Below are 20,260 nucleotides of genomic sequence, written 5' to 3'. Positions count from 1 at the left end.
GCAAATTAAGTGTTTTTTTTGTTCTTTTTCATTTGTTTATGAATTATTTTTTGCTGTTTTTATTTCATTATAATTTCATTATATTTATCCTTTATAGTTAAGTCATCAAAAGGAGGACATATGATGACAAACATAATTGACATAAAAGGGGTATCAAAACAATTTAAACATCAAACTGTTTTAGATAATATCTCATTAACGATAGAAGAAGGGACAGTTTATGGGCTATTAGGGCCAAACGGGGCTGGAAAATCAACCTTATTAAAAATAATTACCCAAGTGATTAAACCAAATTCTGGAACGATTTACTTTGACTCACACAAATTAAACCAAGCTGACTTACTCGAGATAGGTGCGATCATTGAAAATCCAGCTATTTATCCGAATTTAACAGCTTATGAAAATTTAGACGTTTTAGCGACATTACTTAATATAGAAAAAACACGTATTAAAAAGGTTCTATCCATTGTGTCTTTAGAAAATACTGGAAAAAAATTAGCAAAAGACTTTTCTTTTGGGATGAAACAACGTTTAGGCATTGCGATGGCGTTAATCAATCATCCAAAATTATTGATTTTAGATGAACCAACAAATGGTTTAGATCCTGTCGGGATACAAGAATTGAGAGAGTTAATCAAGTCATTTTCAAAACAAGGAATAACCGTGATTTTGTCCAGTCATATTTTAAGTGAAGTACAACAAGTTGCTGATAAAGTAGGGATCATCAATCATGGACATTTACGTTACGAAGGGAAAAATGATATGACGGATACTCATCTTGAAGACTTGTTTATGAATATCATCAAAAAGGATGGTAAGGATTATGAATAACTATATAAAGGCAGAATTCATTAAAGACAAACGTTCTGCTAATGCGACCTTGATGAAACTGGTTCCAGTGATTGTTGTAGTGTTTAATTTATTGATGGTCAGTCTAATGGGAGTAGCACCAACTGGTAAAAGTTACGTGATGGCAACGACCTTTAATTGGTATCCAATCTTGATTTTACCAGTCATATTAAGTTTATTGGTAGTCAATAGTTGCAGTAAGGAAACACCATCACACCTTGTTAGTCAAAAGAGTTTGGGACTCAGTGGTAGTAAAACATTATTTGCGAAAAATGTGGTGGTATTAGTTGAATTATTGGTTCTGTTAATTATCTCTTCTGTACTGGCAGATGGTTTAGGAATTTTTATTTTTAAGGAAATAATTCACATTAAGACATTAATCATGGCTACCATCACACTTTTTATAGGTAGCTTACCTGTAGTTGGCATGTCGTTTTTATTATTTTATGTCGTTCATAAAAAAGTAGTGGTCATCTTAATAAACTTTTTATTCGTTTTTCCGTCAGCATTAATAGCAGTTCAATCAAAATGGATCTTTTTCCCATGGGCTTATAGTTTACGTATGCTTGTACCAATAATAGGGGTCCATCCAAATGGCACATTTTTAACTGAGGAGAATCCATTGATGACTACTCATGCAACTTATTTAGGTATTTTGCTAAGTTTAATGGTTTATTCACTTGTCTTAATTACTTTGACCATTCTTATTAGGAGGAAAAATCATGACTAATCTCTTAAAATCATACTGGCTACGCACTAAAAGGACTCCAGTTAGAGTGTTGATGATCCTTGCACCAATTTTATATTCACTTATCATGTGTCTGTATTTCTTTTTTTCAAAAACTTTAAAAGGACAAGAAGTTCTCTCGTTTTATGCGATGTTAGTCATTATATCCACTTTTTCATTAAGTCTTCTTGTCCCGATGGTTTATGACCCTGATAAAACAGCCAGTCATTATGCCAATGATTTACAAATCGGCATCGACAGACGACGAGTGTTTTTTACCCGATTTGTTTTTATCACACTGATTTGTCTAGTGATTATTCTTTTAGCAGTGAGCTTTTTTATTCTTTTTTTATGTGTTACAAACAGTGAGTTTAACTTGATACAAGTTATCATATTAACAGTTACCCTGTTAATGACATTAATGCCGATGATTGCTATTTATCAGTATTTATCTTTACGATTTAATTATACTGGTAGTATTTTGGCGGGATGTTTGATAACATTAGCAGCAATCTTACTTGGTACAACGAATTTAGGTGAAAAAGTGTGGCTGTTTTTACCATTTACCTGGCCAATCAAACTAACTTTTGAAGTAGGAAAAGGGGTAATGAACGTTCAATTTACTAGTCTAGTATTAATTGGTACAGTTTTAGTGACGGCAGTCACACTATGGCTATTGTCACTTTGGTATAATAAGTGGGATGGTGTCACACGATTGGAGGAATAGTGATGAAAATACTAGTCATTGATGATGACGAGGACTTATTAAAGCTAATAGAAAATGCGTTAAGTAAAGAGTACACAGTTGAGACTAGGTTAGGTGCAAATAAAGTTAATCCTGATGAGTTAAAACATTATGATTTAGTGATATTAGATGTGATGATGCCAGAGATGTCAGGCTTTGACTTTTTAAAACAGTACAGAGAACTAATTGATGTGCCAATCATTCTACTCACAGCAAAAGATTTTGAAAAAGATAAGCTTGAAGGATTTGCTTTAGGGGCGGATGACTATGTGACCAAACCCTTTTCTATCAAAGAAATAAGAGCACGAGTTGCCGCTCATCTAAGAAGAGAGCAACGACAAAAGCATCATCGACTGATTGATTATCCAGTGTCCTGTGACTTGATTGCCAAGCAGTTTTTTTACGAGGAAACGGAAGTCTCACTTACCTCAAGTGAGTACGAGTTATGTGAATTACTATTAAAGAATAAAGGACAAGTTTTTTCAAAAGAACAGCTTTATACGTCTGTTTATGGATTAGAAGCAGTAGGAGATAGTCAAACAACGATTACAGAGCGAGTGAAGCAGATTCGAGCAAAATTTGATTTAGTTGGCATTAATCCAATTAAAACAGTATGGGGAGTTGGGTATAAATGGCAAATCGAAAAGGACTAACTCGTTTAATAACAACATATGCTGTAATGGAGTTGCTTTATACGTTTTTCGTGATGATTTTTTTCTTTTTATTACTAAATATATTGGTCAATACTGGTATTGTTTACCCAGCTAATTACCCTGAAAGTCAGTTGGGTAAAGTTGAAAAAGACTTTAAATCTGAGAGTTGGACACCAGATCAATTGCCATTTTCTTATGAGTATGAATATATTAAAAATGGGCAAGTGATAGATAGTAACATCAGTGAGACTTATCAACCTTATGTCAAAAAAGCACAAGAATTAGGAAGAGCGTCAAAAGATAGTTTTATTGGGGCAAGAGTGTTTCGATACTACACTACAAATGATAAAGAACTAGTTGTCAGCTACAAATTAAGTCCATTCTTTGCATCACAAAAACTTAATCAGTTGATTCCACATTTTGAAGGAGTTTATTTGCTCGTTGTTTTTTTTGTTTGGATAAGTGGTTTTTTATTTTTGATTGTGAGATTAACTAAGATACTAAAAAGAGAGATTAAAAAAATATCAACAGCCAGTGTCTACATTCAACAACAAAATCTTGATTATCCGAGAATAAACAGTGACTATAAAGAAATTAATGACGTATTATCAACCATTGATTTATTGGCAAATGATTTAAAGAAATCTCTGCAAGAACAGTGGCAAATGCAAGAAACTGAGCGAGACTTAATTGAATCAGTGACTCATGATATTAGAACACCCATTACGTTAATAAAAGGGAATCTTGAATTGTTAGATGAAGAAGAGTTGACCGCTAGTTCACGTGAACGGGTGAAAGGTATTGAAAAAGGCGTATCACGATTAGAAGTTTATGTTGAAAGATTAAAACAAATTTCAAGTCATGTCACCGAAGAAAAAATGCCAGTGAGTGAAGAGGTATTAAGTTGTTGGATTGATGTCGCACGTTTATTATGTGACACTCATCAGCGACAACTTAACGTGGTGGAAACTGATACAAGTTCTATTCCATTAGAAACTGAAAATGTCACGATGGCGTTACAAAATATAATAAGTAATTCAATCGGGCATTCTAACCTAAATTCAACGATTACATTAGATTTTAGAGATTTAGAGACAGAGTATAGAGTGACCATAACAGATGAAGGAACAGGATTTTTTGACTTATTTTTAGCCTCATCACCTAGCAAATATGTGTCAAGCAAGTTAGATAATACAGCTTCTCATGGTTTAGGTTTGTATCATGTGAAAGAAATGGTTGAACGACATAATGGAACATTGCTCATCGAAAATCGTCCAGAAAAAAATCAAACAGGTGCGAAAGTGACACTAGTATTCAAGAAATAACATCGTGAAGCAAGTTAGTTGTGCTGGATTATTTTTCGTAGTATAGTTACTTACATAAAGTAAGAGTTATGCAAAGAAAGAGGTTGAAGTATATGTCATTTCATAAAAATCCAGTTACCTTTGTTACTCATGTTGAACTTAAAGTGAGTGACTTAACACAATCCACACGTTTTTATACGGAAGTATTAGGATTAAAAATAAAAGAACAGACATCAAACAGTATGTCATTTACGACAAATGGTCAGGATGTTTTGTTAACAATCACCCAACCAAACAATATAAACAAAAAACAAGAACAACGAACAGGGTTGTACCATTTTGCTTTGCTATTACCAAAACGAGCAGACTTAGCTCAAGTCGTGAGACATTTTATTAATTTAGGCGTTCGTTTTGGTGGAGGAGATCACTTAGTTAGTGAAGCCATTTACTTAAATGATCCAGATGGCAATGGCATTGAAATTTATGTTGATAGAGATGCAAGTATTTGGCAATGGTCAGATGGGGAAGTAGCGATGACAACAGATCCAGTTGATTTTGATGATTTATTAAAAGAATCAGTTGAACCAGTTTGGAATGGATTACCTAAAGGAACGGTGATGGGGCATATTCATTTACAAGTAAATGATTTAGAAAAAAATAAAGAGTTTTATGTTGATGGACTTGGGTTTGATGTGGTTAGTCGCTATGGAAGAGAGGCATTATTTTTATCTGATTCAAACTATCATCATCACATTGCCTTAAACACTTGGTCGGGGACACAAATTAAACATGCTGAAAAAACTGAGACAGGTATAGAAAGTTATGAAATCGTCTTTCCAAGTGAAGAAAAACGACAAGAGGTTGTGGCATCATTAAGAGAATTAGGTATTCCCGTAATGGAAGAAGAAAATGATTTGATTGTATTTGATCCATCAGACATAAAAATTAAATTGATGATTAGTTAAGAAAAACCATCTATCCAAATGAGGGTAGATGGTTCTTATCCATTAATGCAAGTTTCTTAAAATGAAATATGTTGTACTAATACCATATAAAAAATAGTTCCTAATCCTATACTTAAAAGGGTGCTGTGTTTCCACTTATGGATGATGACAATCAGTAAAATCGCGAGTAATTCAGGAAAAGCAAATGCTCTTGTGACAGCATCTTTTAAACAAAATACAACTAACAATCCCATCGTGGCATATGGTAAAACGTTTCCTAGATATATAATATAAACAGGAGGTGTTTTATTTTCTGGAAATAAAATGGCTGTATAATTTTTGATGTGGATGAAGAAATTCATCTGCATCTATTTTTTTACATAAAAAAGAAACATACGAATTTTCCAGGTAAAATTAAAGTGACCAAACCAAATTTTAGAAAGGAAGATTCATATGTCTCACAACCATTGTATCCGAGTGTCGCTGGATTTGAAAGACACAAACATTTATTTTGATTCTATTTTTTGTGAAGAAAAAATGATAAAAGGAGTTAGAAGTAAAATCTATAGCGGAACACTTACTTATAAGCCTTTGGCTTGTCCTTGTTGTGGAATTAAGAATGAAAACTATTCTATTGTAAAAAATGGTTTTATTTCTTCTCGAATAAAATGGCTAAGTGTTGCCCATTATCCAACCTATCTATCACTAAAGAAACAACGGTTCCTTTGTCGTAAATGTCACACCTCTTTTATAGCTGAATCTTTAGAAATTGATAAGCACTGCTTTATTGCTAACAGAGTGAAACAGTCTATTGGCATGGAGTTATCCGATGCTATCTCATTGAAAGACTTATCTAAAAGACATTTTGTATCAACTACTACAATCAGTAGAATTCTTAATTTATTTGGGAAAGAACTGTCAAATAAATTTACGGACTTGCCTCAACACCTATGTTTTGATGAGTTTACATCTGTAAAAAACAATCAAGGTAAGTACAGTTTTATCTACTCAGACTCCTTATCACATAAAATTATTGATATTTTACCAGATAATAAAAGGATTACGTTAGAAAAACACTTTTCAAAATACCCTTTGAAAGTAAGAAATAAAGTCGCAACGATCGTTGTTGATATGAATGCTGGCTATTTTAAACTAGCTAATAAACTTTTTCCAAATGCTTCAGTGGTTATTGACCGATTTCACTTAGTTCAATTAATTAGTCGTTCATTAAATATTACAAGAATTAGAACAATGAATAAGTTTAAGACATCAAACCTTAATGATCTAAAGAATTATAGAAAACTAAAGAGATATTGGAAGCTATTTTTAAAAGACTCTAACGAATTAAATTATAAAGACTATCGTTATCAACGATTATTTAAAAATATCTTACCTGAAACAGATATTATGGATTATTTACTAAGCTTAAGCAAAGAACTATCTGAGACATACGGACTCTATCAAAACTTATTATATTGTAGTAAAAACAATGATTTTGAGGCTTTCTCAGATCTACTATTATTAAGTCATGAGTTAATCTCTGAACCAATGAAAACATCTATCAGAACACTAAAAAAACATCTTCCAAGAATTAATAATACTTTCAAGTTTCCATTTTCTAACGGACCATTAGAAGGGACCATCAATAAAATTAAGCTAATCAAACGAATAGCCTATGGCTATAGAAATTTCCAAAACTATAAATATAGAATTTTACTTAGTTTTCAAGGTAAATAAATAAGCAACGAAAACCTGTTGTCTTTCGTTGCTTAAATTCACTAAATTTTACTCATCCACATCATTTGACGGAGAGCCAATAAAATAAATGGCAGAAAACGAGTTAACATCGTGCCGATAACCACAACGCCAATCGTTATCATCTGATGAGGAAAAGACATGTTTGTCATAATATTTCGACCTCCTGTTTATCCAAATTTTTTCTATCTAAGGTAAAAATAATCACAATGAGTGCCATGGCAGGAAGCATAAAATTGTCAGCTCCTAATAAAATTAAACAAATAAATGAGCTGATCAGGCCAATGAGTGCAGGTCTGTGGTCAGTTGTTTCTTCCCATTGATTCATAAACATCACCACGAACAAAGCAGTCATCACAAATTCAATCCCTGTTGTATCAAACGTTATAACAGAGCAAAGAAGCGCACCAAGAGTTGCACCACCAACCCAATAAATTTGGTTTAATAACGTGACAAAAAACATAAATCATCCTTTATCAACATTTTCAGGAGGCGTTACAGTACAATTTATTGTGAAGGACTCATCACACATACCATAAATAAGATAGAACTTTTTCCAACCGGTATTTTTATATTTATCCAACATAGAAATACCGTAAAATATGTGTCTAGCATTGACTAAAAGCGTCAAAAAAAAGGCATAAAGTGGATTGTAAGCTGACATGAGTAAGTTAGCTGTGACAAATTCCATTGAACCAGCATAAATAAAAAAGCTCATGAGCATCGGATACCATACACTAAATCCCATACTGCGCATCAAAAAACCATAAGACATCCCTAGAAATAAAAAACCAACACAAATTGGTAGTGTGTAAGGTAGTGCTGTTTCAAACGCTTTTCTTTTCATTTAACTCCCCCCAATAAATGAATATTTTGTTCATCATACAGTTGTTAGAATTATCTGTCAAGTCAGTCAATTAAAGTGGGTTGTCAAAACAAGCATCACCATGTTATAGTTGTCTTAACAATTTTAGAAAGGGTGACCCAAATACATGTACAACTAAATCCTATTTATAAGCAAAGTGAAGAAAACGATGAAACAAGCTTATTTTGTTATGCGTTTATCTTTATTTGTGGAATAGGTGTGGTTGTATAAGTTTGGGTTAATGGCTATTTTGCTTACCCTAAAACACGTTTAATCCCTCCTATTCTTAACTATAGGAGGGATTTTTTTCTCCTAAAAATAAGGAGATGGTAAAATGAAACAAATGGATATACAATCTTTTAACTATCAGATAAATCCAAGTTTTGAATTAATGATAGAGAGTTTATTAAATCAGTGGCAACAAAATTATTAATTATTGAAAACAAAAAGATAAAGGTATTTGAAGGACTTTTGTCAGATTATAAAGTCATCTCAATCATTAAAAAGAATTCAAAACAGCAGGATAGTTTATTAGTGATTGAAACAAAAATTAGTGAAGTATTAGGTAAGTTGAGTCTTGAACCAAGTGAAGAATTAGAGCAAGAATTTCAGTTATTATTAAAACAAAAACAAGTATACAAAAAAACACACAAGAGCTGATATCTTGTGTATTTTTCGTTTATTTTGCTGTTGTAGAAGAGGTTTCAGTGGTTGCACTACTTTGAGTGGTAACACCATTTTCCTCTTGAATTTCTTTATAAGTCTGTGTTTTGAATAAATCAACAGTTGATTGATTATTGTGTAATGAGTAAACACTGGTTGATTTATCTCCTTTTTGTTGTTCAACTTGAAGGAGCTTATCTAACTCATTTTTATAATCAAACTTAGCAGGATCAAGTGGTTTTAATCCACTGTTTGTGTTAAATCGTAATAAATCACCATTTGTAATGGCATCAGACATATGAAGTTGTGTGTTCCCTTTTTCTTTAATGTCCGCTATTTCTGCCAATTGTTCTTCTGTTGGTGTATCAATCAATTCACCAGTTGTTGTATCATAGATGGCTTCACCTAAGATTGTGTATTTTGGTGTGACGATGGTTCCATTTCTAAAGGCAACAATTTGGTCTTTGTCTTTAGAGAAGAAATCCTGTCCTAACTGAATATATGGTTGAGTATCAACACCTAATAAATGTAGCAGTGTAGGTAAGACGTCAACTTGACCACCAAATGTATGATCAACACCACCTTTAGTTTGACCAGGAACATGGAACATTACGGGAACACGTTGAACAGCCGTGTCATCAAATTCGTTCCATTCTTCTTTTGATTTACCAAGTAATTCTGCAAGAGATTTGTTACGAGAATTTGAAATACCATAATGGTCACCATATAGCACAATGACTGAATTATCATAAAGGCCAGATGCTTTTAGGTAATCAAAGAACTCTTTAACAGCTGTATCTAAATAGTTTGCAGTTGCAAAGTACCCATTAATTGTCGCATCAGATGTATTAGCAATTGGGAAACCAGCATTGTCATCTTTAAATTTTGCATATGGATAATGGTTAGATACTAAAATAAATTTAGAATAAAATGGTTGTTGCACGTGTTCTAAATATTGAACAGATTGTTCCAAGAATGGTTTATCATGTAACCCATACTGGAATGAATTGTTCTCATTGACGTCATAATAGCTACCATCAAAGAAATAATTATAGCCCAATCGTTTATACGTTTCATTACGATTCCAGAAAGAGCCACTGTTACCATGGAATGCTACGCTTGTATAGCCTTGTGTTTGACCTAAAATGTTAGGTGCGGCTTGGAAGGTGTTTTTATCCCCCAATTGAGTGAATAATGGTCCTTGGCTTAAACCAAAGAATGAGTTTTCTAATAATGTTTCCGCGTCACTTGTTTTACCTGATCCAACTTGATGGAAGGCATTATCAAAGCTAAATGTTTCATTTGAATGGAATAAACTATTTAAGAATGGTGTTACTTCGTGTTCCACACCATTTTCATCTTTTAATTTGTAATCAATTAAAAATTGTTGGAAACTTTCTAAGTGGACATAAATGACATTACGTCCTTTTGCAATTCCAAACATATCATCATTTGGTTCAGCATAATGTGTTTTTACATATTTTTGAACATCAACTAAATCATTTTGACTAGCTTGAGCACGTCGTTGAGTCGCGTTATACGTTTGCACACCATCGTAAACAGTAAAGACGTTCATCCCTAAGTATTTGACAATGTGATTTCTTGAAAAGGTCCGTTTTAATAATTCAGGTCGATCTGTTTCAGCTAAAGTTAAGTTAGCAGAAAAGAGTAGAATTGAAAAACTTGTTACAGCAAAGGCTGAACGAGCAGGGATTGGACGCTCATCAATTTTAATTTTCTTAGTTGCAAGTAAGAAAATAACTACCACGATATCCGCCCAATATAATAAATCGTATGGTCTGAACATGCGGATGGCACTTTCCCCAAGGCCAGATGCTACTTTCCCAGCACCAAGCATGGTATTAACGGTGATGAAGTCTGTAAATTCTCGGTAATAAATGACGTTAGAAAAAAGTAATAACGTAGTTAATGATGAAATAATCAGTAACGTAATGTAAGCTTTTTTTGGACTTTTGACATAAAGTGCAGCAGAGAATAAAAAGACCGTTGTTGCTACAGGACTAATAAATAAAATAAGGTATTGAAAGAAGCTTTCAACGCCTAAATTAAAGTCGACTGTATAAGCTAGCAGGTTTTTTAGCCAGAATAATACAACCATTAATGAGAAAAATCCCATCCTAGTATTAATCCAGTTTTTATTATATTTATGTTTCAAAATAAACATCCTTTCTTAACAACTTAGTACCACTAGACTACCAAGCTGAATACTCCATGTTACATTTTACATATTCCTTACATGTCTGTCAATTATGGTCATTTTTCTTAAAAAAAAATATAGAACTAACATCCTTAAAAAAGGGAGCAAAAATACGTAAAAACTGATATAGTAGTATCATACAATAAATGAATAGAAATTAAAGGGATTGACTGCATGAAGAAAGTACAGATAAGACAAAAGAAAAGTCAAAAATATAAAGGCCACTATCCATTAATTAAAGCTGAAGATATGGTAAATGCTCAAGATGAGTGTAAAAAATGGGTTAGTTTTTATTCTGAAAAAGACGAATTTTTAGGATATGGCTATTTAGGGAAACAACATAAAGGATCAGGTTGGATGATTAGCTTTTCTGAAAATCAACCAATAGATAAACCTTTTTTAGTTCATCTATTTAATGAAGCAAAAGAATATCGTTCAACATTTTTTGTAGATGAGGCGACGACGGCATTTCGTTTATTTAATGGTGAAGGGGATGGGTTAGGTGGTGTAACGATTGATTGGTATGCTGGTTTTTTAGTTGTTTCTTGGTATAATGACACCATCTACCGATTAAAAAAAGAGATATTAGAGGCCTTAATGTCTTCTAATATTAAGTATCAAGGTATATATGAAAAAATTCGCTTCAATACAAAAGAATTGCCTGAGTCAGCATTTTTAAGTGGTAAACAAGCACCTGAACCACTTTTAATCAAAGAAAATAATATCACTTATGCGACTTATTTAAATGAAGGTTTAATGACGGGAATCTTTTTGGATCAACGGCAAGTTAGAGGTCGTTTGACAGATAGTTATGCTATTGGAAAAACAGTGTTAAATACATTCAGCTACACTGGAGCTTTTTCTGTTGCAAGTGCAATGGGTGGTGCTGTGTCAACAACAAGCGTTGATTTAGCAAAAAGAAGTCGACAAAAAACACAAGAACAGTTTGCTGTGAATGGACTTAATACAGATAATCAGTCTATAATAGTAATGGACGTTTTTGATTATTTTAAATACGCTTTTAAAAAACAATACACTTTTGATATTGTTGTAATGGACCCACCGAGTTTTGCAAGAAATAAAAAGAAAGTTTTTTCTGTCGCTAAAGATTATCAACAATTAACGACTGAAGCAGTAGCATTATTAAATAAAGATGGTTTACTGGTTGCTTCAACAAATGCTGCAAATGTCTCGTTGGATAAGTTTAGACAAATGGTCGAGCTAGGAATAAAAGAAACTGGTCGTGCGTTTACGTTTTTAGAATTATATCAATTACCAGAAGATTTCCGTGTAGCAAAAGGGTTTAATGAAGGAAATTATTTGAAAGTATTATTTTACCGAGTGAAATAAATGTGATTATGAAATGATAGGTGGGGTTTGATGTCAGAGTTAAAAGTACGTAACCTTGAATTAGGAAAAGGAAAACCAAAAGTATGTGTACCTCTTGTAGCGAAAAATTTTGAAGAATTGTTCTCAGAAGCTATACGATTAAGTAAATTAGATTGTGACGTCATCGAGTGGCGTGCAGATTATTTTATGTATGTGCACGATGCAAGATTTATGAAAAAAGCGGCCTATTTTGTGCGTTATGCCATTGATGATAAGCCACTTATCTTTACTTACAGAACATTGCAAGAAGGTGGTGGACAACATATTGAGTTAGATGAATATGTTGAACTCAATCGCATGATGATGGATACTGGTTTAATAGATATGGTTGATTTAGAATTTGAAATGATGTTAGAAAAACCTAGTGATGTCATGGTTCATGCTAAGGAAAGAAATGTTAAAGTATTACTATCCAAACACAATAATCATTTTACACCTGACGTGCATAATATGTATGAGTTAATTAAAGACATGTATCAATTAGGTGGGGATATTTGTAAGGTGGCTGTTATGCCAAATGATTTACAGGATATGTTAAATGTGTTGGAAGTATCAAATAAAATCCAAATAGAACATTCAGAGATTTCTTTTGTTATGATTAGTATGGGTGAGTTAGGCCAATTATCTCGTATGACAGGTGAACTATTTGGGTCTAGTTTAACTTATGCTTCAAACGGAAAATATCTTTCAGCACCAGGTCAGCTTCCAATACCAATCTTAAGAGAAGGAATGAATCTTATTGGGTATAAAAGAGGGAGTCGATAGAAATGTCTAAAAAGAAGGCTAAAACAAATGCTGTTAGGTCTTTGGAACAAAAGAAAATACCATTTGATACAAGAGAGTATGAATACAGCGATAAACACGCAGCAGCTCTTGAAACCGCCCATGCGTTAGGGATTGATGAAAATCAAGTCTTTAAAACGCTTGTGACTTTGGGAAATAAGACGGGACCTGTTGTAGCAGTTATACCTGGAAATAAAACGTTAGATTTAAAAAAATTAGCTAAAGCTAGTGGCAATAAAAAAATAGAGATGCTACCAATGAAAGAGTTAGAAGGGTTGACAGGCTATATCCATGGAGGCTGCTCTCCTGTTGGAATGAAAAAATTATTTCCAACTTATTATGCTAAAGAAGCTGAAATTTTTGATACTATACACGTTTCTGCAGGTCGTCGAGGACTACAAATGAGTGTCTCGCCTGAAGATTTATTAAATGTGACACATGGAAAGTATGCTGATTTAACAGAAGATGAAACGATTCTAGGTTAGACTTAGAATCGTTTTTTTTATTAAGAATGATGATAAAGTATGACTTTTAACTCTTATTAGTAAATTGAAAGATTATTTGGTAAAATAGCTATGTTTGTAAAAGGTTAATACACTAAATATGCTGATTTATAGATTATGGTGTTTTTTATTATTAAATTAATTAAAAGAAGGAAGACAAATGAAAAAAAATCATTTTTTTATTCTATTTTTTTGGATAGGATTATCATTGCTTTATATGTTGCCAGCAGTTGATTTATCAAGTTGGCATGTAGCACTTATTCGTGGAGACGACTATCCCTTTCATTTCGCACGGATTTTTGGCGTCATGGATCAATTAAAAGACACAGGACAGGTTCAAGCAGTCGCAAGATTTGGTAAGCGTGATATTTTTTATGGAGCCAATATTTTTTACCCTACGCTTACGACAGTTTTACCAATTGCATTATTATCTTTGATTTTTCAATCAGTGATTTTTGGTGTCTATGGGTATCTATTTTTGATGAATTTACTGACGTTTTATATTGCCTACCAATGTGCTAAATATATTAGCTCCATTGCGCTACCAGAAGTAAACGTACGTGCTAAGCAGTTTTTACCATTTGTTTTTTCATTTTTTTATGTCTTTTCCCATTATCGACTGATTTGTTTTTATCAACGATTTGATTTGGGGGAATTTTTTGTTTTGACGATGTACCCTCTAATATTTGCTGGTTTTTATAGTATATTAAAAGATGGTGGAACCAAAAAATATTGGCTGATTTTTGGGTTGGCACTTACGGCGTATTCACATGTTTTATCATTGATGTTAGTGGTTGTTGTATTGGCAGGGTTATTTGTGGTAGGTTTGATTAAAAAGATGATTACAATGAAAGTATTCAAGCAATTAGTATTTAGTGCTATTATGACTATTTTTATTTCTACTGGCGCTCTTGTTCCTATTTTGTATGAAATGTTAACCTTACATATTCGTTCCGTACGGGTTCATGATTTAGCGAGTGAAGCGACCAATATTGGTGTGATGCTCGTGTCATCTAGCATTAATTATTTAAGTTATATGAGTATCGGAATTATTTTGCTATGCTCACTTATGATAGGAATATATCACGTTATTTGGAAAAAAGAGTCGATTGTCCGTAAAGATAAATTATTAAGGCAATGTTTGTGGTTATCATTAGTCATAACTTTCATGATGACATCAGTATTTCCATGGCGTGTATTACAACATACGCCATTAGCGATTATTCAGTTTCCGTTTCGTTTAATGCCATTTTTATCCGTATTTGGTAGTTTTTTAGGAGCAGCGATTTTAGCTGATTATTTGAGCCGTTTTGCTACCATTTCATTAAAACGAGTAACGATCTGGTTAAGTGTTGCTATGTTGATTATCTCCACTCTTAGTGTTAATACTTTAATGATTCGTCGATCGTTAAATAAATTAATGTATGATAAACAAGATATTATAACGACCAAACGGTATATTAAATCTGTTAATAGAGACTATTTTCCAGCGGGATTGACGGAGGAACAAACTAAACGAATAAAAGATAAGATTGGACAAGTGAACCAAGAAGATGTCCCAATGCCTTACCAGTTTGAAAAAAATGAAGCGAACATAAAGGTTACACTGAATGAGCAGACTAATACTGTTGTCACACCAATTATTGGCTATAGTGGACTAGTAGTCGAGGAGAATGGAAAACGCATCAAAACAACCCTCTCATCTGAGAGAACCTTATCATTCCAATTACCTAAGGGAGTTCACCAGCTATCTGTTTATTATGATCCGCCTTTTTTGATAAAATATAGCGTGGTATTTTCAGGTATAGTGGCGTTGTTCTATGGCATTTATGTCATTAAAATAAAAAAAGAGACTGGCCTTATCCCTAAAAGTTAAGGTCAGTTTTCTTATTCTAATAGTTAAAATAGCTGGCAATTTCTGCCGCGTGTTCTCCAGCAACATGACCTGTACAAAACGCCGCAGTGATGTTAAAACCACCAGTGTAACCATTAATGTCTAGTAACTCACCACAGAAAAATAATCCATTAACGCATTTGCTTTCCATTGTTTTAGGATTGACTTCCTTTAGACTAATCCCACCACCAGTAACAAATGATTTATCAAGTGGATAGGTTTTATTGACCGTAAAAGTGAGATGTTTGATTTCATCAACAAGAGCATCAATTTCTTTTTCAGTGATTTGTTTAAAAGGGGTTTGCGTGTCGATATGGCAACGTCCCAATAAAAATTCTAAGTAGCGTTCTTGCATCAATGGTTTTAACGCATTTTTGATTGATTTATTACCATCTTCTTTTTGGATAGACACAATTTGTTGTTTGATATCTTGCTCAGATTTTAATGGAAATAAATCGAGAGACATCGTGACATTTTTTTGTCCTTTTTCAAGTAGTTGATTGACAAACATACTACAACGAAGTGCTGCAGGACCAGAGATACCAGAATGAGTGAACAACGCATCCATTTCATGTGTGACAACCACTTTTCCTTTTTCGTCTAGAACAGATAAACCAATATCTCTTAAAGATAACCCTTGAAGCTCACGACTTTTAATAAAAGACTCTTCAGATAAAAGGGGAGATTCAGTTGGAAATAATTTGGTAATAGTATGCCCCACTTTTTTAGCTAACGTGTACCCGTCCCCAGTGGATCCAGTATATTGATAGGTCTTCCCACCAGTTGCTAAGACAACACAAGGTGCATGAATTTCTTCTTTTGTATCAGTCATCACGCCTGTTATATTGCCATCAGTTACTAATAATTTTTTAACGGTTGTATTCATTTTCAATTCAACATTTAACTCAGATAAACGGTCAAACAGTCCGTTAACGATTGCTTTAGAGGTGTTTTCAATAGGAAACATTCTGCCATGATCTTCTTCTTTTAAATGCACACCATGGCTTTCAAAAAATTCCATAATGTCATAGTTGTTAAATTGAGAGAAGGTACTATACAAAAATTTCCCATTTCCAGGGATAAAAGAAATAATTTCTTCTGGCGGCCTATTATTGGTGACATTACATCGACCTCCACCAGTTAGACGTAATTTTTTTCCAAGCATTTTGTTTTTATCGATAATCATGACGCGTGCGCCCTTTTCAGCCGCGGAAACGGCAGCCATCATACCGCTTGTTCCCCCACCAATGACAATGACATCTATACTCATCTATTGCCACTCCTTTCATTATTAAATGATAGTTTAGCATACTTTTTTTAAAATTTGATGAGAAAATATTTTTTTTTTTTATTTAAATACTATATAATACAAATTAAGTTTAAGAAGGGAATGATACAATATGTCAACACAAGATTATGTAACAAAAATGTTGGATGAAGTGAAAGAAAAATATGGTTACCAACCAGAGTATATTCAAGCAGTGGAAGAATTTTTAACCACAGTCACACCATTTTTAGAAAAAAATCCCATATACTGTGAGAAAAATATCTTAGGTCAGTTGATTATACCTGAGCGTTTAATTGAGTTTCGCGTTCCTTGGATGTCAGATTCTGGTGAATGGATGGTGAATACAGGATATCGTATACAATATAACTCAGCATTAGGACCATATAAAGGTGGACTACGTTTCCATCCATCAGTGAATCAAAGTATCATGAAATTCTTAGCGTTTGAACAAATTTTTAAAAATAGTTTAACCTCTTTACCTATTGGAGGAGGTAAAGGCGGAAGTGATTTTGATCCTAAAGGTAAATCTGATGGTGAAATCATGCGCTTTTGTCAAAGTTTTATGCAAGAATTACAAAAACATATTGGCCCAAGTATGGATGTTCCAGCTGGTGATATGGGTGTTGGAGGCCGTGAAATTGGGTATTTATACGGAGAGTACAAACGTCTAAATGGTTATCAAGCAGGTGTTTTAACGGGTAAACCATTAACTTTCTGGGGAAGTTTAGCTCGTACAGAAGCAACAGGTTATGGTTTAGTGTATTTTGTTAAGTATTTGTTACAAGATAAAGGCGATGCACTAAAAGACAAACGTGTGATGGTTTCAGGTAGTGGTAACGTGGCCATTTATGCGATTGAAAAAGCACAAGAATTAGGCGCAACAGTTCTTGGCTGTTCTGATTCTTCTGGTTATATCATCGATGAAGATGGTGTAGACTGTGAGTTAGTCAAAGAAATCAAAGAAGTAAAACGTGGTCGTTTAAGTGACTATATTGCGGCAAAACCCAATGCAAAATATGTTGAAAATGCGTCAATTTGGACAGAAAATATTGCCTATGAAGTAGCTTTACCATGTGCCACTCAAAATGAAATTGGATTAGACGAAGCAGCTATCCTAATCAAAAACGGGGTAAAAGTCTTAGCTGAAGGGGCAAACATGCCAACAAAATTGGAAGCATTGCATCAATTAACTGATTCTGGTGTTATCTATTGTCCAGGTAAAGCAGCCAATGCTGGTGGAGTGGCTGTATCAGCTTTAGAAATGGCTCAAAATGCTCAACGATTACCTTGGACTTTTGAACAAGTCGACTCAGAACTTGATAGCATTATGAAAAATATTTATGAAACATGTGCAACAACAGCAAAAGAATACGCGAAAGAAGACGATTTGCTAACTGGTGCAAATATTGCTGGATTTGAACGAGTTGCAAAAGCAATGCTTGCTCAAGGACTTGTGTAATAAAAATTCTCCACGTTTTGTTATAAACTATCTGAAAAAGATGTGAAACATTCAAAAAAGTGGTAGAATAGGGATGTATTCTTGTACTAAGAATCACATATTACTAGGAGGATGATTATGTCACATATTCGTTTTGATTATTCAAATGTCGGTACATTTATCGGTGACCATGAATTAGGTTACATGCAAGCAGAAGTTACGGCAGCACACAATGCATTGCGTGAGGGAACTGGACCAGGAAATGATTTCCGTGGTTGGATTGATTTACCAAAAAACTATGATAAAGAAGAATTTGCTCGCGTTAAAAAAGCAGCAGAAAAAATTCAATCAGATTCAGATATTTTAATCGTCATTGGAATTGGTGGATCATACTTAGGAGCTAAAGCCGCTATCGACTTTTTAAACCACTCATTCTATAACCTTTTAGACAATGAAGAAAGAAAAACACCACAAGTATTCTTTGCTGGAAATTCTATTAGCTCAACTTATTTAGCTGATTTAATCCAAATTATTGGCGACAAAGATTTCTCAGTGAATGTTATTTCTAAATCTGGTACAACAACTGAACCAGCAATTGCATTTAGAGTCTTTAAAGATTTATTAGAGAAAAAATACGGAAAAGAAGAAGCAAACAAACGTATTTATGCAACGACTGATAAAGCTAAAGGTGCTGTTAAAACAGAAGCTGACGTTGAAGGTTGGGAAACATTTGTTATTCCTGATGATGTTGGGGGACGTTTCACTGTGTTAACACCAGTTGGATTACTTCCAATCGCTGTAACAGGTGCTAACATTGATGAGTTAATGAAAGGTGCTGCTGACGCTCGCGTTGCTTACAGCTCTGATGATTTAACAAAAAATGAAGCATATCAATATGCTGCATTACGTAACATTTTATACCGTAAAGGAAAAGTAACTGAGTTATTAATCAATTACGAACCAAACTTACAATACTTCTCTGAATGGTGGAAACAACTATTCGGAGAGTCTGAAGGAAAAGACCAAAAAGGTATCTACCCATCAAGTGCGAACTTCTCAACTGACTTACATTCATTAGGTCAATACATTCAAGAAGGACGTCGTAACATTTTTGAAACAGTCATTAAAGTCGAAAAACCTCGTAAAAACGTGGAAATTCCAGTACTTGATCAAGACTTAGATGGTTTAGGTTACATTCAAGGAAAAGAAATTGACTTTGTTAATACAAAAGCCTTTGAAGGAACACTTTTAGCACATACGGATGGTGATGTGCCAAACTTTGTGGTAAATATTCCTGAAACAGATGCTTATACATTAGGTTACTTAATGTACTTCTTTGAAATCGCAGTAGGTATTTCAGGTTACTTAAATGGTGTCAATCCATTTGACCAACCAGGTGTTGAAGCATACAAGAAAAACATGTTTGCTTTACTTGGAAAACCTGGTTTTGAAGACTTAGCAAAAGAATTAAATGAACGTCTTAAATAAGACAATTGATGAGCGCTCGACAAATTTGTCGGGTGCTTTTTTAATGGAGGAAATCTATGACATCTGTACAAGCAACCCTTTTTTCAATGCAAGACAGAGCCTACAAAATATTTAACGCGAAATTAATCCCGACAATTAGTCCTGATAAGGTCATTGGTGTGAGGATGCCACAACTTAGAAAACTAGCTAAAGAGATGATTAAAAATGAGGTTACTACTAACTTTTTATCAGCATTACCTCATACCTATCACGAGGAAAATGTCCTGCATATGTTAATTATCTCAAGTATAAAAGACTTTGATGAAGCCATTAAAGCATACCAAACGTTTTTACCTTATGTGGATAATTGGGCAGTAACGGATTGCCAAACACCTGCTATTTTTAAAAAGAATCCAAAAAAGTTACTGCCATATATTGATGAATGGTTGACATCAAGTCAAGAATATACCGTCCGTTTTGCGATATTACAGCTGATGAACATATATCTAGCAGAAGAAAATTTTAATGAAACAATTCCACAACGCGTTTGTGAAGTGGAAAGTGAGGCCTATTATGTCAATATGATGCGTGCGTGGTTTTTTGCGACCAGTTTGGCTAAACAATATGACGCAACGATTCCCTATATTAATGAGAGAAGATTAGATGACTGGACACACCTAAAAACCATTCAAAAAGCAAGAGAGAGTTCAAGAATCTCACCAGAAACAAAAGACTATCTAAAGACACTTAAAAAGCCTTCCAATTAATGGAAAGC

At 33.6% G+C, this 20,260-nt stretch carries 21 protein-coding genes; 15 read left to right on the top strand and 6 right to left on the bottom strand.

Annotated elements, in window-relative coordinates:
* Window positions 1-123: 123 nt before the first annotated feature.
* The 6 genes from G314FT_RS08055 (at window position 124) to G314FT_RS08030 (ending at window position 5,243) form a co-directional block, all read left to right on the top strand.
* Window positions 124-831, top strand: a complete 708-nt coding sequence (locus G314FT_RS08055; protein ID WP_279348154.1) for a lantibiotic protection ABC transporter ATP-binding protein — start codon at window positions 124-126, stop codon at window positions 829-831.
* Window positions 824-1,579, top strand: coding sequence for a lantibiotic immunity ABC transporter MutE/EpiE family permease subunit (locus G314FT_RS08050; protein WP_257700379.1), 756 nt, complete (start codon window positions 824-826; stop codon window positions 1,577-1,579). The genes G314FT_RS08055 and G314FT_RS08050 overlap by 8 nt, the downstream gene beginning before the upstream one ends.
* Window positions 1,572-2,303 carry an ABC-2 family transporter permease gene (locus tag G314FT_RS08045; protein ID WP_257700377.1) on the top strand — a complete coding sequence of 244 codons (732 nt, stop codon included), beginning with the start codon at window positions 1,572-1,574 and terminating at the stop codon, window positions 2,301-2,303. Before G314FT_RS08050 ends, G314FT_RS08045 begins: the two co-directional genes overlap by 8 nt.
* A gap of 2 nt (window positions 2,304-2,305) precedes the next feature.
* Window positions 2,306-2,974, top strand: coding sequence for a response regulator transcription factor (locus tag G314FT_RS08040; protein WP_423837501.1), 669 nt, complete (start codon window positions 2,306-2,308; stop codon window positions 2,972-2,974).
* Window positions 2,953-4,299 carry a sensor histidine kinase gene (locus G314FT_RS08035; RefSeq protein ID WP_257700373.1) on the top strand — a complete coding sequence of 449 codons (1,347 nt, stop codon included), beginning with the start codon at window positions 2,953-2,955 and terminating at the stop codon, window positions 4,297-4,299. The genes G314FT_RS08040 and G314FT_RS08035 overlap by 22 nt, the downstream gene beginning before the upstream one ends.
* 92 nt (window positions 4,300-4,391) lie before the next feature.
* Window positions 4,392-5,243, top strand: coding sequence for a VOC family protein (locus G314FT_RS08030; protein ID WP_257700372.1), 852 nt, complete (start codon window positions 4,392-4,394; stop codon window positions 5,241-5,243).
* 56 nt (window positions 5,244-5,299) lie between these two features.
* Here G314FT_RS08030 and G314FT_RS08025 read toward each other — a convergent pair whose 3' ends face one another.
* The gene (locus G314FT_RS08025) at window positions 5,300-5,590 is read right to left on the bottom strand and encodes a branched-chain amino acid transporter permease (protein ID WP_257700365.1); all 291 of its coding nucleotides are present in this window, start codon (window positions 5,588-5,590) and stop codon (window positions 5,300-5,302) included.
* An 85-nt stretch (window positions 5,591-5,675) separates the two neighbouring features.
* Between G314FT_RS08025 and G314FT_RS08020 the strand changes: the two genes are divergently transcribed.
* Window positions 5,676-6,959, top strand: a complete 1,284-nt coding sequence (locus G314FT_RS08020; RefSeq protein WP_257700363.1) for an ISL3 family transposase — start codon at window positions 5,676-5,678, stop codon at window positions 6,957-6,959.
* 41 nt (window positions 6,960-7,000) lie between these two features.
* On the opposite strand, the gene G314FT_RS08015 is transcribed toward G314FT_RS08020, so the two are convergent.
* Genes G314FT_RS08015 through G314FT_RS08005 form a run of 3 tightly spaced genes read right to left on the bottom strand, consistent with a single transcriptional unit; the run spans window position 7,001 to window position 7,824 of the window.
* Window positions 7,001-7,129: a hypothetical protein gene (locus tag G314FT_RS08015; RefSeq protein ID WP_257700362.1), complete on the bottom strand. Its 129-nt coding sequence runs from the start codon at window positions 7,127-7,129 to the stop codon at window positions 7,001-7,003.
* Window positions 7,126-7,440, bottom strand: coding sequence for an ABC transporter permease family protein (locus G314FT_RS08010; RefSeq protein WP_257700353.1), 315 nt, complete (start codon window positions 7,438-7,440; stop codon window positions 7,126-7,128). The genes G314FT_RS08015 and G314FT_RS08010 overlap by 4 nt, the downstream gene beginning before the upstream one ends.
* A 3-nt stretch (window positions 7,441-7,443) precedes the next feature.
* Window positions 7,444-7,824 (bottom strand): AzlC family ABC transporter permease, encoded by a 381-nt coding sequence (locus G314FT_RS08005; protein ID WP_257700351.1) that lies wholly within the window; start codon window positions 7,822-7,824, stop codon window positions 7,444-7,446.
* A 432-nt stretch (window positions 7,825-8,256) separates the two neighbouring features.
* Here G314FT_RS08005 and G314FT_RS08000 point away from each other — a divergent pair, with 432 nt between their 5' ends.
* A complete protein-coding gene (locus tag G314FT_RS08000) occupies window positions 8,257-8,502 on the top strand; it encodes a hypothetical protein (protein WP_257700349.1) in 246 nt (81 codons plus the stop codon).
* 19 nt (window positions 8,503-8,521) lie between these two features.
* On the opposite strand, the gene G314FT_RS07995 is transcribed toward G314FT_RS08000, so the two are convergent.
* Window positions 8,522-10,690, bottom strand: coding sequence for an LTA synthase family protein (locus G314FT_RS07995; protein ID WP_279348153.1), 2,169 nt, complete (start codon window positions 10,688-10,690; stop codon window positions 8,522-8,524).
* A 207-nt stretch (window positions 10,691-10,897) separates the two neighbouring features.
* Here G314FT_RS07995 and G314FT_RS07990 point away from each other — a divergent pair, with 207 nt between their 5' ends.
* The 4 genes from G314FT_RS07990 (at window position 10,898) to G314FT_RS07975 (ending at window position 15,274) form a co-directional block, all read left to right on the top strand.
* Entirely contained in the window at window positions 10,898-12,073 is a 1,176-nt protein-coding gene (locus tag G314FT_RS07990; RefSeq protein WP_257700347.1) for a class I SAM-dependent rRNA methyltransferase, read from the top strand.
* A gap of 30 nt (window positions 12,074-12,103) precedes the next feature.
* The gene (aroD, locus tag G314FT_RS07985) at window positions 12,104-12,877 is read left to right on the top strand and encodes a type I 3-dehydroquinate dehydratase (protein WP_257700345.1); all 774 of its coding nucleotides are present in this window, start codon (window positions 12,104-12,106) and stop codon (window positions 12,875-12,877) included.
* A 2-nt stretch (window positions 12,878-12,879) separates the two neighbouring features.
* Window positions 12,880-13,380: a Cys-tRNA(Pro) deacylase gene (gene ybaK, locus G314FT_RS07980; RefSeq protein WP_257700343.1), complete on the top strand. Its 501-nt coding sequence runs from the start codon at window positions 12,880-12,882 to the stop codon at window positions 13,378-13,380.
* A 178-nt stretch (window positions 13,381-13,558) separates the two neighbouring features.
* On the top strand, window positions 13,559-15,274 hold the full coding sequence (locus tag G314FT_RS07975) for a YfhO family protein (RefSeq protein WP_257700341.1): 1,716 nt from the start codon (window positions 13,559-13,561) through the stop codon (window positions 15,272-15,274).
* Window positions 15,275-15,290: 16 nt separating this feature from the next.
* Here the strand turns inward: G314FT_RS07975 and G314FT_RS07970 are convergent, their stop codons facing one another.
* Window positions 15,291-16,562 carry a BaiN/RdsA family NAD(P)/FAD-dependent oxidoreductase gene (locus tag G314FT_RS07970; RefSeq protein ID WP_257700340.1) on the bottom strand — a complete coding sequence of 424 codons (1,272 nt, stop codon included), beginning with the start codon at window positions 16,560-16,562 and terminating at the stop codon, window positions 15,291-15,293.
* A gap of 130 nt (window positions 16,563-16,692) precedes the next feature.
* On the opposite strand from G314FT_RS07970, the gene gdhA reads away from it, so the two are divergent.
* The 3 genes from gdhA (at window position 16,693) to G314FT_RS07955 (ending at window position 20,252) form a co-directional block, all read left to right on the top strand.
* Window positions 16,693-18,039, top strand: a complete 1,347-nt coding sequence (gene gdhA / locus G314FT_RS07965; protein WP_257700338.1) for an NADP-specific glutamate dehydrogenase — start codon at window positions 16,693-16,695, stop codon at window positions 18,037-18,039.
* Between the two features lie 117 nt (window positions 18,040-18,156).
* The gene (locus tag G314FT_RS07960) at window positions 18,157-19,506 is read left to right on the top strand and encodes a glucose-6-phosphate isomerase (RefSeq protein WP_257700333.1); all 1,350 of its coding nucleotides are present in this window, start codon (window positions 18,157-18,159) and stop codon (window positions 19,504-19,506) included.
* 56 nt (window positions 19,507-19,562) lie between these two features.
* A complete protein-coding gene (locus tag G314FT_RS07955; RefSeq protein ID WP_257700331.1) occupies window positions 19,563-20,252 on the top strand; it encodes a DNA alkylation repair protein in 690 nt (229 codons plus the stop codon).
* Window positions 20,253-20,260 lie beyond the last annotated feature (8 nt).

Origin of the sequence: Vagococcus luciliae (genome assembly GCF_024637875.1) — a bacterium.
Classification (GTDB): Bacteria; Bacillota; Bacilli; order Lactobacillales; family Vagococcaceae; genus Vagococcus; species Vagococcus luciliae.
Note: the sequence above shows the minus strand (reverse complement) of the source record. Positions and strands in the feature narration are given on the sequence as shown.

Bases quoted from the DNA above. Each gene is read 5' to 3' on its own strand.
- G314FT_RS08055 (WP_279348154.1), top strand. From the start codon at position 124: ATGACAAACATAATTGACATAAAAGGGGTATCAAAACAATTTAAACAT.
- G314FT_RS08050 (WP_257700379.1), top strand. From the start codon at position 824: ATGAATAACTATATAAAGGCAGAATTCATTAAAGACAAACGTTCTGCT.
- G314FT_RS08045 (WP_257700377.1), top strand. From the start codon at position 1,572: ATGACTAATCTCTTAAAATCATACTGGCTACGCACTAAAAGGACTCCA.
- G314FT_RS08040 (WP_423837501.1), top strand. From the start codon at position 2,306: ATGAAAATACTAGTCATTGATGATGACGAGGACTTATTAAAGCTAATA.
- G314FT_RS08035 (WP_257700373.1), top strand. From the start codon at position 2,953: ATGGCAAATCGAAAAGGACTAACTCGTTTAATAACAACATATGCTGTA.
- G314FT_RS08030 (WP_257700372.1), top strand. From the start codon at position 4,392: ATGTCATTTCATAAAAATCCAGTTACCTTTGTTACTCATGTTGAACTT.
- G314FT_RS08025 (WP_257700365.1), bottom strand. From the start codon at position 5,590: ATGCAGATGAATTTCTTCATCCACATCAAAAATTATACAGCCATTTTA.
- G314FT_RS08020 (WP_257700363.1), top strand. From the start codon at position 5,676: ATGTCTCACAACCATTGTATCCGAGTGTCGCTGGATTTGAAAGACACA.
- G314FT_RS08015 (WP_257700362.1), bottom strand. From the start codon at position 7,129: ATGACAAACATGTCTTTTCCTCATCAGATGATAACGATTGGCGTTGTG.
- G314FT_RS08010 (WP_257700353.1), bottom strand. From the start codon at position 7,440: ATGTTTTTTGTCACGTTATTAAACCAAATTTATTGGGTTGGTGGTGCA.
- G314FT_RS08005 (WP_257700351.1), bottom strand. From the start codon at position 7,824: ATGAAAAGAAAAGCGTTTGAAACAGCACTACCTTACACACTACCAATT.
- G314FT_RS07995 (WP_279348153.1), bottom strand. From the start codon at position 10,690: ATGTTTATTTTGAAACATAAATATAATAAAAACTGGATTAATACTAGG.
- G314FT_RS07990 (WP_257700347.1), top strand. From the start codon at position 10,898: ATGAAGAAAGTACAGATAAGACAAAAGAAAAGTCAAAAATATAAAGGC.
- aroD (WP_257700345.1), top strand. From the start codon at position 12,104: ATGTCAGAGTTAAAAGTACGTAACCTTGAATTAGGAAAAGGAAAACCA.
- ybaK (WP_257700343.1), top strand. From the start codon at position 12,880: ATGTCTAAAAAGAAGGCTAAAACAAATGCTGTTAGGTCTTTGGAACAA.
- G314FT_RS07975 (WP_257700341.1), top strand. From the start codon at position 13,559: ATGAAAAAAAATCATTTTTTTATTCTATTTTTTTGGATAGGATTATCA.
- G314FT_RS07970 (WP_257700340.1), bottom strand. From the start codon at position 16,562: ATGAGTATAGATGTCATTGTCATTGGTGGGGGAACAAGCGGTATGATG.
- gdhA (WP_257700338.1), top strand. From the start codon at position 16,693: ATGTCAACACAAGATTATGTAACAAAAATGTTGGATGAAGTGAAAGAA.
- G314FT_RS07960 (WP_257700333.1), top strand. From the start codon at position 18,157: ATGTCACATATTCGTTTTGATTATTCAAATGTCGGTACATTTATCGGT.
- G314FT_RS07955 (WP_257700331.1), top strand. From the start codon at position 19,563: ATGACATCTGTACAAGCAACCCTTTTTTCAATGCAAGACAGAGCCTAC.